At 47.6% G+C, this 15,757-nt stretch carries 11 protein-coding genes; 2 read left to right on the top strand and 9 right to left on the bottom strand.

Annotated features, from left to right (window positions below; genetic code table 11):
• Positions 1 to 75: 75 nt before the first annotated feature.
• Both J4N45_RS18845 and J4N45_RS18840 read left to right on the top strand, forming a co-directional pair.
• The gene (locus J4N45_RS18845; RefSeq protein WP_252016019.1) at positions 76 to 2,835 is read left to right on the top strand and encodes a hybrid sensor histidine kinase/response regulator; all 2,760 of its coding nucleotides are present in this window, start codon (positions 76 to 78) and stop codon (positions 2,833 to 2,835) included.
• 98 nt (positions 2,836 to 2,933) lie between these two features.
• Positions 2,934 to 3,638 carry a DUF445 domain-containing protein gene (locus J4N45_RS18840; RefSeq protein ID WP_234497577.1) on the top strand — a complete coding sequence of 235 codons (705 nt, stop codon included), beginning with the start codon at positions 2,934 to 2,936 and terminating at the stop codon, positions 3,636 to 3,638.
• A 231-nt stretch (positions 3,639 to 3,869) separates the two neighbouring features.
• On the opposite strand, the gene J4N45_RS18835 is transcribed toward J4N45_RS18840, so the two are convergent.
• The 9 genes from J4N45_RS18835 to J4N45_RS18795 form a co-directional block, all read right to left on the bottom strand.
• Positions 3,870 to 4,052, bottom strand: a complete 183-nt coding sequence (locus J4N45_RS18835) for a hypothetical protein (RefSeq protein WP_042474933.1) — start codon at positions 4,050 to 4,052, stop codon at positions 3,870 to 3,872.
• Between the two features lie 239 nt (positions 4,053 to 4,291).
• Positions 4,292 to 6,223 carry an amylosucrase gene (locus J4N45_RS18830; RefSeq protein WP_252016018.1) on the bottom strand — a complete coding sequence of 644 codons (1,932 nt, stop codon included), beginning with the start codon at positions 6,221 to 6,223 and terminating at the stop codon, positions 4,292 to 4,294.
• Positions 6,217 to 7,713 carry a glycoside hydrolase family 32 protein gene (locus tag J4N45_RS18825; protein ID WP_252016015.1) on the bottom strand — a complete coding sequence of 499 codons (1,497 nt, stop codon included), beginning with the start codon at positions 7,711 to 7,713 and terminating at the stop codon, positions 6,217 to 6,219. Before J4N45_RS18825 ends, J4N45_RS18830 begins: the two co-directional genes overlap by 7 nt.
• An 89-nt stretch (positions 7,714 to 7,802) precedes the next feature.
• Positions 7,803 to 8,843, bottom strand: a complete 1,041-nt coding sequence (locus J4N45_RS18820) for an OmpG porin family protein (RefSeq protein ID WP_234497580.1) — start codon at positions 8,841 to 8,843, stop codon at positions 7,803 to 7,805.
• A gap of 191 nt (positions 8,844 to 9,034) precedes the next feature.
• Entirely contained in the window at positions 9,035 to 10,183 is a 1,149-nt protein-coding gene (locus J4N45_RS18815; protein WP_234497581.1) for an ABC transporter ATP-binding protein, read from the bottom strand.
• Between the two features lie 66 nt (positions 10,184 to 10,249).
• The gene (gene pgmB / locus J4N45_RS18810) at positions 10,250 to 10,924 is read right to left on the bottom strand and encodes a beta-phosphoglucomutase (protein ID WP_234497583.1); all 675 of its coding nucleotides are present in this window, start codon (positions 10,922 to 10,924) and stop codon (positions 10,250 to 10,252) included.
• Entirely contained in the window at positions 10,878 to 13,220 is a 2,343-nt protein-coding gene (locus tag J4N45_RS18805) for a glycoside hydrolase family 65 protein (RefSeq protein WP_252016013.1), read from the bottom strand. The genes pgmB and J4N45_RS18805 overlap by 47 nt, the downstream gene beginning before the upstream one ends.
• Before the next feature lie 19 nt (positions 13,221 to 13,239).
• On the bottom strand, positions 13,240 to 14,658 hold the full coding sequence (locus J4N45_RS18800) for a carbohydrate ABC transporter permease (protein ID WP_252016012.1): 1,419 nt from the start codon (positions 14,656 to 14,658) through the stop codon (positions 13,240 to 13,242).
• A complete protein-coding gene (locus J4N45_RS18795; protein ID WP_252016010.1) occupies positions 14,651 to 15,745 on the bottom strand; it encodes a carbohydrate ABC transporter permease in 1,095 nt (364 codons plus the stop codon). Before J4N45_RS18795 ends, J4N45_RS18800 begins: the two co-directional genes overlap by 8 nt.
• Between the last annotated feature and the right edge of the window lie 12 nt (positions 15,746 to 15,757).

Genomic DNA, 15,757 nt, shown 5'->3' with positions numbered 1-15,757 from the left:
GATTCCTTTCCTAAACTACCGATAGATTAGTTTACAAGCAGTGATGTTCAAGAATATTTGTCAGGAATGGGCTATATGGATGTGTTAAACAAGATGTCGATCAAAACTCGAATCATTTTAATGGCTATTTTGCCCTTAATAGTGATTTTAGTCTTTTCCGCTTGGGAAGCGTTCCGAACGCAGAGAAACCTGCAACAGATGTCAGTACTTTCTCATCAATCACAGGCACTTAGCTATCTAGAAAAGTACAGCGCGATCCTACACCAGGCGCGCTTAGAAAAACTCCAACGAACATTTAACAGTAACAAAACTGTCATATTCCCCAAATTAGATGAATGTCTCGATAAATTACAGCTTGTGCTCGGCAAAGCCTATTACCTGACAGATGTAGATAGCGTCCAAAATACACTCGATGAACTTCGAGAAGCACAAGCGGAAATAGAGTTTGTTGAAGATATCGAGGAGCTCGAAGAGTGGAGCTCTTGGGTCGAAGAATTGATTACGGTTCTTATTGCCAAACTTGAAAGCGTCAAAGTTGATACTGGTGCTCGCTCCATTGAGTCTCATTTGAGTGCATTATTTACGTTAGAGTGGATACGCTTCTGGGCAACGGAAGAAAACTGGCTCATTCATATAGACATCTATGAAGGGCACGGAGTACACCATGAACACCATAAGGAAAGCCACGAAGCACTAGGGACTCTATTTGAAAGGCAGCAGTACCTCATCGACCGATTTTTGAATATCAACGCCGATGCCTCTCAGGTAAGTTTACTGCTCAAAACCTTCTCTGATGAGTCTTTTATTAAGAGTATTCAATTTCGAGATCGAGTATTGAATGACGAGGGGGCGAAGCCCAAACTGCCTGAAATTGTTGCCGGTGTCGAAGCTTTAGATCGTCGCTTAGAGTTGATTCAACAAGCGACAGAACAAATCAACAAGCAGCTTTCTAATGAAATGAGCATAGGCATCCGTGCTCTAGAAACTCGGTTATGGCTCACCATAGGTATTACCTTGTCCGTAATGCTAGCGTTGCTCATTCTCAGCTTTAATATCGCTCGTCGCATCATCTTTTTCCTCAACAATACCCTAGAGACATTTGAGAAGATTGAGAAGCATGATGGTGATAACGTACTGGCTTCTACCGAAGGGCACGACGAGTTTAGCCGTTTCGGCGGGCAAATGAATCGCCTAATTGAAGAGCGACGTGAGAACGAACGTCGAATGGTGGCGGCCAAGGATGAAGCGGAACGGGCCAATGTCGCGAAAAGCTCCTTCCTAGCTAACATGTCCCACGAAATACGCACCCCTTTAAACGGCATCATAGGTATGTCTGGGATCTTATCGGATTCCCAACTCGATCCCGTACAACGCGACTACCTCAACACCATAGAAACCTCATCACAGACGCTGCTGATCTTGATCAACGATATCTTAGACATCTCCAAGATCGAGTCTGGCAATTTACTTATTTCACTGCATAGCTCAAATTTACGTGAGATAGCCTATGACACAATCGCCATCGTGATGTCGAAAGCCAAAGAAAAAGATCTCGATCTTCAAGTGCGCTTCACGCGTGGTATGCCACATATGCTCATAATCGATGATCACCGTCTACGCCAGATCTTAATGAACCTCATGTCTAATGCCGTCAAGTTTACGAGCGAGGGTCATGTGGGCATCAGCATTGATGTTGAGCATATTGGCGGGGAGCGATGTGCGCTAACGATAACTATCGAGGACACGGGGATTGGCATCGATAAAGAAAAACAAGACTCGATCTTTAAGCCTTTTACTCAAGAAGACAGCTCTGTTACCCGTCAATTTGGAGGAACCGGTTTAGGGTTGGCGATTTCCTCTCAACTGGTTGAGCTTATGGGAGGACACATAGAGATCGATTCAGAAAAAAGCAAAGGCAGCCGCTTCTTCTTCACTATAGAGTCAGGGATTGCTCAAGAGAAAGCCCCAACGTCACCACTGTTGAATCAAACGCAATTTGTAGTCATTACCAATCAACAAGGGTTCGCGCAATTGGTAACCGATGAGCTCACCCACTTCGGACTACAGCATCAAGTGATACACACACAGATTAGTGAAATAACGGATGTTACTGGCAACAGCATCATCATCTATTGCATGAGTGATAGCCAAAGTGCTCGTACAGAGTTGATGAAGCTTGGCGTTACTTGGTCTTCAACTCCTATTGTTCTAGTTCAAGCTCAAAATGCAGCTGCTGGTGACTATCAGGGGCTGATTGCGGGATTGGTCACCTATCCGCTTCTCGGTGCTCGATTAATTGATGCTCTCACTAATGCGCCAAAACAACACCAAGCGCTGGGTAAAACGAGGGAGCCGAAACTTGAAGTGGTCGGTAGCGGCGATCCCGCAGACCATATCAGGGTCAAGTCGACACAACCGACATTACAAGAGATGGCAAAAAGTCCCGATAACCAATCCATCTTGCTGGTAGAAGATAATCTGGTTAACCAGAAGGTGGCCTCGTTACTACTCAAAAAGTCTGGTTACCACGTAGACATTGCCAACAATGGACAAGAAGCGTTGAACTTCCTTTGCGATGACAGTAATTACTATCACGTGGTGCTGATGGATTGCATGATGCCAGTGAAGGACGGTTTTACCGCGTCAGAAGAGTTTCGACTGTATGAAGAGCAATACAACAAGGCACGTACGCCAATTATCGCCCTTACGGCTAGTGTGCTCGATGACGACATCCAGCGCTGTACCGATAGTGGGATGGACGACTACGTCTCTAAGCCCTTCAACAAGTCCGTGCTACTCGAGAAAATCAAAACCATTCGAGAGCTACCAGAATAGTTTTCCAACCTTATCTAACTCACTGATTCAACGTGAGGCTTTTTATGCGCTGATTTTTTCTCTAAAATCAGCGCAACGTTTTCTATCAAGATCGAACTATGAACAAAAGCTTCATTACCAATTTCATCGCACTTGCGCTACTAGGCGCAGGTTATCAACTGGACAATAGCCTACTGCTATACGCGGGTCTTTTCGCGTTCTCCGGCGCCGTTACTAACTGGCTCGCAATCCACATGCTGTTTGAGAAGGTGCCAGGACTATATGGCTCCGGCGTCATCCCAGCTCGCTTTGAAGATTTCAAACTGGCTATCAAGAACCTCATGATGGAGCAGTTTTTTACCAGCGAGAACATCGACCGTTTTCTTAACAAGGAAATGAGCTCAGGTATCAACATCGATCTAGAGCCAGTGCTAGAGAAAGTAGACTTTAACCCAGCTTTTGACTCTCTGGTTGAGGTCATCGAGAACTCTCAATTTGGCGGTATGCTCGCCATGCTTGGTGGCTCAGAGGCACTTCAGCCGATGAAGCAGCCATTCGTCGAGAAAATGCAGCAAGCTGTTATCGACATTAGCCAGAGCGACTCGGTCAAACAAGCGCTGATTGAGCAGCTTGAATCCCCAGCCATGCTTGATGAGGTGAAAAGCAACGTGGAAGCGATTATCGACCAACGCTTGAGTGAGCTAACGCCAAAGCTGGTGAAAGAGATCGTTCAAAAGATGATTAAGGAGCACCTGGGTTGGCTCGTCGTCTGGGGCGGCGTGTTTGGTGGTGTGATTGGGGTTATTTCTTCGTTGGTGATGTAGTCACTTTTTATCCCGTAAATAACGAAAACCCGAACTAATATTAGTTCGGGTTTTTATTTACGGTAAAACAAAACAAAAGCGAAAAATATAAGCACATATTATTTACCACTTAAATATTAACGTAAAAATAGAAAGGCTTTTTCTTTCTAAAAATTTATACGTAAAAAAAATAAGAGCCGAAGCTCTTACTTTTTCACGTTGCTTTGTGACAACAGGGGTTAAAATAGCGGACTACTTCTCGACTTGCCCACCTAGGCGTCCGCCCATGGCATAGCACATATTGGCTTGCACCATGATGACTTTACCATCAAGGGTACACATTTGATAAGGCTGAGAGCTTGGCATACGGCTTTCACTCGCCATTGAAAGCGGCGACAATATTACCATCATGACAAGGGCTAAAAATTTATTCATACTACCTCCTCAGTTAGACAATATTAATAATAGACTGCTTTATTATATTCTCAAGAAAATTAATAATACGCCATCTATTAATTGTTGCAAAACATATATACTATTCTCACTCTACGTAAAACACTTATTTTTTACGTAGCTGTCTAACTCATAGTGCTCTCTTTATTATCCTTTCCAAATATAGTCTAGACGGCTAAAGGATGAAGAGTTAGCCCCATCCTTCACAAGATCAGTCTCTATCAGTTTGCTTGTTTTACTTTCAACCACATCACATCATAAGCATTGAGCTTAAGCTCCGTGCCATCAACATGCGCATCCGACAATAGATCCACCACTTGGTCACCATCGAGGCAGTCACAGATCGATGTCGGTAGAGTTTCAGGGTGCTCACTAAAGTTACAGATAGCCAGTAATCTGTCACCATTGTCATGTTTACGCACGTAAGCGAACAGATGAGGGCGATAGGTTTCTAAGATTTCCGTTTGCGCGGCACCAAAAACGGTATCAGCCTGTCTTAAGGCAATCATCTGCTTAAGATCAGTGTGTATACGGTTTGGGTAACCATTCCCCTCTAATGCACGCGTCATCGCATCTTCTGTAATCGCCGGACGATTTACCCAGCGCGAGTCATCGCGTTTGAACTCATCGCTCAAATAGCTATGGTCATTCAATATTCCCAGTTCGTCACCTTGGTAGATTAGCGGTATGCCGCCAATACTCAGCACAACACTATTCAGCAAACGAACGCGCTTTAATGCGTGTTCAATTTGCTCGGCATCATCAAGTTCAATGGCTTTCTCAAGACCTGCGAGAGAAGCCAGTGAGCCGCAGACTCGGCAGTCGCCTGTGCTTGGGTTTTCCTGAAATGGCACACCTTGAGAAAACGAACCGTCAAACTTGCCCGTGTAAAACTGATTTAGAAAACGGCGATGCTCGAAGCCATCGATACCAAGATCACTCGCTACGGCGTCATCAAACGTCCAGCCGATATCGTCGTGGCAACGGATATAGTTCACCCAGCTCGCCTCTGGCGCGATAGTAAAGCTCTTCTTCAGTGACGCAGTAAGTAGCTTAGTGTCTCGCGTCGCTAGACTCTCCCACATTAACGCCATCATAAGCGGGTTATAGGAGAGCTGGCATTCCTCGTCACTGATATACTCAACAACTTCATCAGGGTGCACTATCGCTTCTGACTTAAACAGCACGGCCGGAGCAACAATTTGCAAGCAGGCATTGAAGCACTGGATCAGGGTATGCGCTTTAGGCAAGCTCTCACACTGCGTCCACTTCTCTTTCCAAATGAACGCCAACGCGTCAAGGCGCAGCCCTTCACAGCCGATGTTTGCCAAGAACAGCATCTCGTCGGTTATCGCATTGAAAACAGCTGGGTTGGAATAGTTAAGATCCCACTGAAAACTGTTAAACGTCGTCCACACCCACTTTTCGACATCCTCAAGGTAGCTAAAGCTGCCTCGTCTTACCGTTGGAAAGATTTCACGGCAGGTTTGATTGTACTCCTGTACCTCTTTCTCATCGGTGAAGAAGTAATAGAAGTCCTCAAACTCTGGGTTACCTTTGCGCGCCTCGATAGCCCAGTAATGCTCGTCTGAGGTATGGTTAAACACAAAATCGAGCACTAGGCTTATCCCTTCGGAGCTCAACGCATCGGCAAGCCGTACCAAGTCTTTCTCATTGCCCAGTCTTTGATCCACTTTGCGATAGTCTGATACTGCGTAACCGCCATCACTGTCACCCTCAGGTGATTTGTAGAGAGGCATTAGATGCAAATAGTTGATACCTAGCGATTTAAGGTATGGGATCTTGGCATGCAACGCATTGAGATCACCCGCGAAGAGATCAACATACACCGCCATTCCAAGCATCTTCTCGCTTCGATACCATTGTGGGTTTGCGAGACGCTTTTCGTCTAGATTTTTCCATTTACGCTTACGGCTTGCGAAATTAGTTGCTAATAACACCACCAACTTCTGCGCATGAAAAAAGAAGTCGTAATGACCGCCATAAAGATCATGAAGTTTGCTCAATAGATTAGGAAAGTGACGTTCTAGTCGCGCTAAGAACACTTTCTCATCTTTTTTAGTGAGTCTTGGTAACTCGACCGAATCTAGTATCTGACGCAGTGCCTTACGCGCTTTTGATTCCGTTAGCATGTGCCCTCTCCCATTAGGCTTTTCGTGGTTAGGTTACTCAGATGCAAGGTGCCGCTATCAACGCTCAGCGACGCACTGGCTTGAGTATTATTTGGATAGATAAGGTTAGTAAAACTGTACTCTCCTCCGTTAATGAGAAGCTCGACCGAGCCCTTGTCAAAAAGTACCTCTAATCGAAACGCGCCATTTGTTGGCAATACTGTTCGATAATCATGAGGAAAATGCTCATCAATGCGCTTTGAGCCAAACTGACCTCTTCTGACAGAGCGCACTTCCAGACTCGTTTCTCCCGAGCCTGTAGTGATTTTTCTAAACTCGTAAAAGGCAGCATTATCTTGGTACAAGCCTAAGTGCAGCGTCTGCTCATCATCTAAGGTAGCATCGCATTGGAAATGCATCACAGCGTCTTGGTGGTAGAGGGTCAGAGCTTGCTCGCTTTCTGGCTCTAGCTGCTGTGAGTCGACTTGAAAGGCTGCACCTAGCTCTTTGGTAAAGCGCTGTCCCACCCGGATACCGTCACCACTCTCAAAAAGATAAAGCTCACGAGGCATCGCCATGGTTCCTCTAAAACGTTCAGAGGGAAGCTCCAAAGAGTATTGATGATTATTCATCCATGTGCTGACAATACGGCGACCATCTTGTTCGGGAACATCAGAAAATGATTGTGTCGCATAGTAATCACGACCGAAATCTAGCCACAAAACCTTGTCTGGATGATTGAGGTTGGTAAAGGTTTCACCATCAAAATTGCCCACAAAATACTGCGTGCCGGCACCATCGCAATGGGCACCTTCTCCAATACCGACCACCAGCACCCAATAGCGCTTATTCGTCCCTTCCAGTGACAACTCAAAGAGATCAGGGCACTCCCAAGGACCTTTGCTGTGTGCACCTTGGCGATAACCAAACTCGCTGACTAGACGCCATTCGAGCAAGTCACGCGAGCGGTAGAATTCGATATGCTGACCACACGAGACCACCATAACCCAAGCCTCGCTCTCTTGATGCCAGAAGACTTTAGGGTCACGAAAGTCTGGATTGCCACGCGCAGGGATGATTGGCACACCTGACTTATACTTGGTCCAGGTGTTGCCATCTTGGCTATACGCGAGTGATTGCTGTTGGATCGGATTTTCAATCGACTCGCCATTATCTAAGATAACCGATGGTTGTAAGAAAGAGGTGTAAAACGCGAGTAGACCCGGACGCCCATCCGCAAACAAACCAGACACATTATTCCAATCGACGATTGCACTGCCTGAAAAGCACATACCCGATTCATCTGGGCACAATGCAGGGGCCAGCTCTTGCCAGTGAATCAGATCGCGACTGACTTTATGCCCCCAGTGCATCGGTCCCCAAACGGTATCATGTGGGTAATACTGATAAAATTGGTGGTATTGTTCATTGAAATAGACCAAACCATTGGGGTCATTCATCCAGCCTTGATTTGGCGTCATGTGAAGCGTTGGGCGATATTTTTCAGTCATGGTCGAGTTCTCATAGAAAAAAGACCCTAGGCGACAGTACCTAGGGCCAAGCATGGATAATTGGGGTAATAATCCATTAAATGTGAAGGTTAGAAGCTGTAGTTAATGCCTGCGATAAAGACGGGAATGTAGCCGCCAAACTCTTCATCGTTGCCATCTTTGAAGTCTTGCCATTTGTAGCTCGTTTCGCCGAACACACGCCAGTTTTTAGCAATTGGGTAGTTGGCAGAAATACCGACTTTAGAGTAGGTCTCAGTCCAAAGATGAGCGCCGGTTGCAGAGGCTTCTTTCTCAAATTTACCGAATTCTCCCCACAGTGAAGCCGATAGCTTGCCCCAGCTGTACCAAACGCCAGGTTTGATGATCCATTCGGTTTCAAGCTCCTTAGCGCCCTGCTTGGGTACCCACTCACCTTGCTGCAAGCGGAAGTTCAGCCAGGCACCAGAGTTATCTGCGATCTTGTAGCCAAAACCAGGCTCAAGTTCCCAGTAATTGAAGTTTCCGCGGTTCTGTTTAATTTCGACGTGATACATAGCGTAGCCATGAATATCTAAGCGGTCAGTAATTTGGTAAGAGCCGAAAACCTTGCCTTCTGGAGTGGTTCGCTCGTCAATACTTTCACTCTTTAACGCAACGCCCCAACCGATGTTACCCTTCTCGAAACCGTAGTTTCTGTTAACGAACACCTCTTGGATTGCATTGGTGCCGCGATCATAGCTCGCACTAAAAAGATCACCGCTGTATAAGTATTCACGACCGGAGTAGAAACCAAAGTCCCAGCCAGGTAAGTCGTCATGTCGAAAACTACCTTGAGCGAAGGTGTACTTTACTTTGCCTTCATTAATGCCATCATCTCGACGCACTTGCTCTACTTCTAGGTTTGTACCGAGCGTGCCATGGAAACGTCCTTCTTCTTTCGGCACATTAACCGCAGTAAGCAGCTCTGCTTTTGAGAGTCCCTGCTCAATACCCTGAATGCTGCCATCTTTTAACGCTTCGTCGTTAGGAGACTCTTCACCCGAAATGCTTCCGGCTTGTAGTGTCTCATCGGTGGCAGACTCTTCTGCTAGTACGACGGTCGGAAATAGAGTGCAACATATTAGAGTGCTGACCACTGCTTTATTTTTCATGTGATTTACCTTATGTTTATCACGCCTTGTCACAAAGGCTTGAGACTGTCGTCGACTGCAATCGAAACGACAGTTTGACAATGCTCTGCCGTTTTTAGGCAAAGCGAACCCTATCCCCCCTAGCTCTGCAAAGCTCATGGGGGGATTTTTAAATTATTCTTATAATGTTTTGCTCGTTGTTTTCGCTAAAGTTAGCTGATCGCTTTTAGCTCATTGACTGGCACTTCAGGTGGAAATGACACCAACTGCTCCATCGTCATTTGTCTTGGCAATGCATGACCTTGATTGTCGAATAGATGGCACTTTTCAGCAGGAATACGAATATTCAGTCTTTGTCCAACCTCAACGTGTACGGTTCCAGGAACGCGTACTAAGACCTCTTGACCGCCCTTAACCAGCGTGGTGTAAAGCAAAGACTCAGTGCCTAAACGCTCTAGTCCTTCGACTATCACACCGACACCGTGCGCATCCAAATGAATGTCCTCTGGTCGAATACCAAGCGTCATCAAGGCGCCTTGTGTTGCTCCTTTTGCGTCTACATCGGCTTGGAAGGTGTGGTCGCCCACCTCAACTTTGGCGTGCTCATCATTCGCTTCAAGCAAAGTAGCCGGAAGCAAGTTCATCTTTGGCGAACCAATGAAGCCGGCGACAAACAGCGTTTTAGGGAAGTAGTACAGCTCTAACGGCGAGCCAACTTGCTCTATCACGCCTGCACGAAGGACGACAATTTTGTCGGCAAGTGTCATCGCTTCTACTTGATCGTGCGTTACGTAAATCACGGTCGACTTGAGCTTTTTGTGGTAATCCGCAAGCTGCAGACGCATACGAACACGCAGAGAAGCATCTAGGTTTGACAGCGGCTCATCCAATAGAAACAGTTTTGGATTGCGTACGATAGCGCGGCCAATCGCAACGCGCTGACGCTGACCACCAGAGAGCTGGCTTGGCCGCTGCTCAAGCAGCTTAGTCAGTTCAAGCATTTCAGCAACTTGTCGAACGGCATCATCGATTTGTTGTTTGGACTTTTTAGCAAGCTTTAAACCGAATGCGATGTTCTCGTACACCGTCATGTGTGGATACAGAGCGTAAGATTGGAACACCATGCCAATGCCGCGATCGGTTGGTGATAGGTTATTGACAACTTCGTTGTCTAGACACATTTCGCCTGAGGAAATCTCTTCAAGACCTGCGACCATTCTTAGCATGGTTGATTTACCGCAACCTGACGGTCCAACGAAAACGGTGAACTCACCATCTTCGATCGTAAGGTTGGCATCCTTGATGATGTGTGCTCCGTCAGGATAGATTTTATTGAGATTTTTCAGTTCTAAACGCGCCATGAGTAATTCCTAGTAATGTCTTTAATAGGTGGGGCGTGATGCCCCACCTCGATAATGCAGCTAAGGTTAACTAACGATATTGGCTAGCTTCAGCCCGTTGGTATCGTCGAATCGCCAAGTCGCGTGACCAACACGTTCACCTGGGCCAATACCAACCACTTTCATGCCGGCTTCTTTCGCTGCATCCACTCCAGCTTCCGCATCTTCAACCACAATGCACTCATCAGCATTGACGCCAACCTGACCCGCAGCGTGAATAAACACGTCAGGGGCAGGTTTTGAACGAGACACTGACCAACCATCACCGATTGCATCGAACAGTGGTGTCAGACCTAGCCTATGCAGAATTGGGCGCGCGTTTTTACTCGCCGATGCCAACGCAACTTTGATACCGCGAGCATTAAGCTCTAGTAGGAACTGCTCAACACCTGGCAGCACGTCTTTTGCTGAGATGGTGTTGAGTAAATCCACGTAGTAGTCGTTCTTACGCTGCATAAGCTCTGCAATTTTCTCTTCACTAAGCTCACGTCCATCAAGAATGATCTCAAGAGATGCACGGCGTGACACGCCACGCAGTTGCTCATTGATTTCACGATCGAAGTAGAAGCCTTCTTCGTTCGCCATGCGTTGCCACGCTTGGTAGTGAAGCTCTGCGGTGTCGGTAATCACACCATCTAGGTCAAAAATAAACGCCTTACACATTGAAAACAGCCTCTGTTGATTCGATAACACGTGGCTCATTTGCCACCTCGATAGCTAGTGCTTGACCATTGAACTCAGGGCGAGATACACGCACCTGATCTTGGTCTACGGTGATTTCCAAACGCTCACCTTTCCAGTAGATAGGGAAGTTTAGGCAATCCCATTGCTCTGGCAGATTAGGGTTGATGCGAAGCTTGCCACCTAGCATGCGAACACCACCGAAACCGTACACGACACACTGCCACATACCACCGATGGAGGCTGCGTGGATACCGTGGTCAGAACTCTTCATGTTTTGACCGATATCGATAGATGCCGCTTGTTGGAATAGGTCGTAAGACAGCTCTGGGTTACCTACATCTGACGCAAGTACTGAGTGTGTAGACAGGCTCAGAGATGAGTCGTGCAGTGTCTTAGGCTCGTAGTAGTTCCAGTTTGCTAGCTTAGTTTCTAGGTCGAACTTGTCTTCTTGCTGCAGGAACAACACCATGATGTCTGCCTGCTTAGAGACCTGCATCTCGTTAACTTGTTCTAGGTTGTAGTCTTGGAACAGGCCACCAACAAATGGCTGCTCTTTGTACTTAGTCAGGTCGATGATCTCTTTTTGCAGGTACGTATCATCTTGTGGAATCACCTTATCTTCTGCGCGAGGTTGCGGCAGGTAGATGTTGTCTACGCGATCAAGCCACATTTGACGAGCTTCAACCAGGTTTAGCTTGTCAGATAGCTTAGCAAGCAGCTCTGGGTTGGAGGCCTCTAGGTCTTCGTAGTAACGAATCGCTAGTTTGATGTTCTCAACTGCCATGTAGTTAGTGAAGGCGTTGTTATCGATGTGCTCTTTGTACTCATCAGGACCGATAACGTTGCAGATACCCCACATGTTGCGATCTTCGAGCCAGTCTAGGCGGCTAGTCCAGAAAGTTGCCGTATCGAACATGATCTCGTAGCCCATGTCGTCCATGAACTTCTGGTCACCGGTGATTTGGTAGTACTGCCATAGCGCGTATGTGATATCACACGTGATGTGCTGCTCGATAAAGCCAGACCAGATCTTAGTCGACTTACCTGTGATGATGTCTACTGCGCCCCATACTGGCGTCACTTCTTCGCCTGTTAGTGCTGATTCCCAAGGGAACTGTGCACCGATGTAGCCATTGTCTTTTGCTTTCTTGCGCGCACCGCCCAGTGTTTTGAAGCGGTACTCAAGTAGGCTGCGAGCCACCTCTGGCATCGTGTAGATGAAGAACGGCAGCATGAAGACTTCGGTATCCCAGAAAGAGTGACCCTTATAGCCTTCGCCCGATAGCCCCTTCGCACCAATACCAAAGCGAGAATCGTGCATTGGCGTAAAGATATTGAGCTGATACTGCGCAAAGCGAATCGCCAGCTGGTCAAAATCGCTACCACCAATTTGGATGCTCATGCCTGCCCAGCGCTTATCCCACTCAGCAGCACTTTCTTCAAGTAGCTCATCAAAGCTGCGATCTGCATTGGTCTTAAGGTTTGTCAGAGCGTGGTCACGCAGTGCTTGAAGCTCGTAGCCTTCAACATCAAACTGCTTGTCGCGAGATGTGTGTACGACACCCACTTTTTCAGTACGGAAGGTGTCACCTGCCTTAAGCTCTTGGTTGATGTTCAGCCATACTTTGCGGCGGTCCATCTGTAGGCCTGGATCGATTTCCGCCTCTTGGCCGTTTACGAAGTAACGATGAGACGTTAGGAAAACAAAATCGACCTTACTTTCTGTTGTGTGTTGTAGAAGCTCAATAAAGCGCTTGTCGTAGATACGCTTCTCACCTTCGTGGAAGTGTTGAGCGCCTGAGTTAGACAGCTGAGCATCGACACCTGAGCGGATCTCAATCTTTGCATCGCTATTTAGCGCTTTCACTTCAACATCAAATGCCATCAAGTGCAGGTTTGCTTGCGAGAAGAAACGACGGAAGCGCATTTCGAAGCTGTTGCCTTCGTTGTTCGTCCAAGTAAATTCACGCGTCAGCTCACCGTTTTTAACATTAAGGCGGCGTGAGTAGTTACTCACTTCACCCGACTCAAGGTGGAAGCGGCGACCATCGATAAAGATCTCGATAGCACTCATGTCGGCTGCATTCGGTAGCTCTGTCACTTCATCAGCATCGAACTTGTTGTAAGTACCCGCGACAAACAAGTTGCGAACCTGACCAACGTATTTCTCTTCTGTTGCACTGCGAGCACCCATGTAGCCGTTACCTTGGCTCATTACGACTTCACATTTACCTTGGAAAGCAGAGTCGAACGCCGTCTCTTCAACGATCCAGTTTTTTAGTTCGCCTTGACCAGCGTTGTAATTCATAAACATCTTAAAATATCCCCGAAAATTAACCTTTAACAGCGGAAGAAATATCGTTTCCGACGAAGTAGCGTTGGAAAACCATAAACACAATAAGTACTGGGATTGTCGACAGGAAAGCGCCTGCCAAGATCAGGTTCCAGTCACCTGCTACGCCATAGGCGTTACGTAAACTCAATAGACCAACGGGCAAGGTGAAGGCATCAGCTGGGCTGTTGATCACCACTAATGGCCAGAAGAAATCGTTCCATGCACCTTGGAAACCCAAGATGGTTACCGACAAGATGGCCGGCTTGGCGAGAGGCATAAACACCTTCCACAGAATCACAGCTGGGCTCGCGCCATCGACAATCGCCGCCTCTTCCAGTTCTTTCGGAATGTTCTCGAAGAACTGCTTCATAATAAGAACCTGACCGGATGCCACGACCGCGGTGATCACCGCCCAAGGCGTGTTCAGAAGACCAATGTCTTTGTAGATCAGGTAGTTCGAAATAAACGTCACCTGCCCCGGAATCATCATGCTGAACAACATGAAAGCAAAAACAGCGCGCGCTCCAGTAAACTTCAGTCGTGCAAGGGCATAACCCGCAGTACAAGCAAAGAACAGCGTCAGCAGCACCTTACCAATCGCGATAAAGAACGAGTTGATGGTCCAGCTCATGAACAGGCTCTTGCCGGTATCCAAACTCACAGACTCGGTGTATACGCGAACGTAGGACTTAAACACGTAACCAATAAAGCCAGGTGCCGCGTTATCCCATGCCGCCACGCGGCCACGACGCTCCATCTTGCTTGGCGCCAGCGTGCTATCGATCAGTACCTGCCCACGTGGCGCTTCGACAGTAAGTGGTAGCGTAGCGATTTCAGGACCTGCACCGTCATAACGAATCGAGAATGACCATGTCTGGCTGTGACCCTGCTTCTCAACTTCGCGGCGGCCGCGCTTTTCGATATAGGTCACGTCTTGATTGGTGCTCACCAGGACTGGCTCACTTACCAGCGCGTAGTCAGCAGCAAAGTCAGTCACAATCGCTGCTGCCATGCCCGTGCCCGGACGGCGGCGAGGCACTTCGATTTTCGGTGTTACCAGCTCTTCGCCCGCTTCCACGGCATACGTCACGGTGAAATTAATGTCTGCGCCCGGCGCAAAACCGCCGAACATCGGGGCATTATTACCTTGCTTGCCGAGATCATAGGCTGCGCTCCAGTTACTTGGCTGAACCTGAGCAAAGCTAAACTTAAAAGGCTGCTCGAGTGGGTCATCTTTCAGACTTGCTAAAAATGCCACCACAAAGGTGCCTAGCATCACGGTCGCGACCAGCAGCAATGAGCTGTAAACCCAGGCCACCTTTGCCCAGCGGCGACGCGCCTGAAACTTGGCAATCTGCTCCATCGTTGGCTGGATAGGCGAGCTATCTGTATTGCTCGCGGTGAGTGAATTAGCCATCTGCTTTCTCCTTAACACCAAAGATTTTCTGCAGATAAACCACTGCCAATGTAATAAATGCCAGTACTAGTGCCGCTGCACTTGCCATACCGATTTGTGGCGTGCCACCCGGTGGGAATGCGTTGTGGTATACGTAGTAAGCAAGCGTGATTCGAGACTCCAATGGTGCAGCCGAGCCAAGCAGTGCCACCTGGTCAAACATTTGCAGCGTACCTATGATTGAGAATGTCACGACGACAAACGTCACAGGGGCCAACTGAGGAATCGTGATGTTCCAATGCTGCTGCCATTTGTTCGCCCCATCGATGTGTGCCGCTTCATACAGCTCACCCGGTATGCCTTGAAGACCGGCCAGGAACAGCAACATAAAGGTTGGGATCGTGGTGTAGATGTTCTGAATTACAATTGCCCAAAGCGTCAGTGGCATAGGACCAACATGGTCACGAGTGTTAAGCCAGTTCACCTCGACCACTTGTTGATTCACTTCAACCCAGCCCATTAAACTAGCAACGAGAGTGGCAACACCTGCCACCATGAATGACATGATGGCCCACGCAGGATCAAACCATCCCACAGGTAGCCCTTTCAGGCGGTCTTTGGACACCAACACAAACTGAGTTGCTATCGCCACCAAAGCAAAGCAGCTGATGTGCGGGAAGTGGTTAACAAGGTCAGTCACAAACCCATTGAGGTAACCATTTTTTTGGTAGAACCAAATGAAGATAAGCGTCACCGCCGCACTCGACAGAATACTTGGCAGATAGAAAGCCGTTCTAAAGAAACTCTTGGCGCGAATCTTAGAATTCACCAAGATAGCCAAACCCAGCGCAAGCACCGTCTGCACACACGTGACAATCAGTGAGAACCAAACGGTGTTTGCCAATGACAATAGAAACAGGTCATCGCTCAATAAGGCGGTAAAGTTTTTCAGTCCGACCCATACCGCATCGCTAAACAGGTCATAATCAGTAAAACTGAAGTAAACCGTGCGAACCAACGCGTAAAGGAAGAACACCACAAGAGTCAGTACAAATGGCCCAGCGAGGAGCCATCCATAGACTTGTTGACGTAAACGTAGAGAATTCATCGCTCAACTCAC

It is taken from the genome of Vibrio sp. SCSIO 43140, assembly GCF_023716585.1.
Taxonomy (GTDB): Bacteria; Pseudomonadota; Gammaproteobacteria; order Enterobacterales; family Vibrionaceae; genus Vibrio; species Vibrio maritimus_B.
Note: the sequence above shows the minus strand (reverse complement) of the source record. Positions and strands in the feature narration are given on the sequence as shown.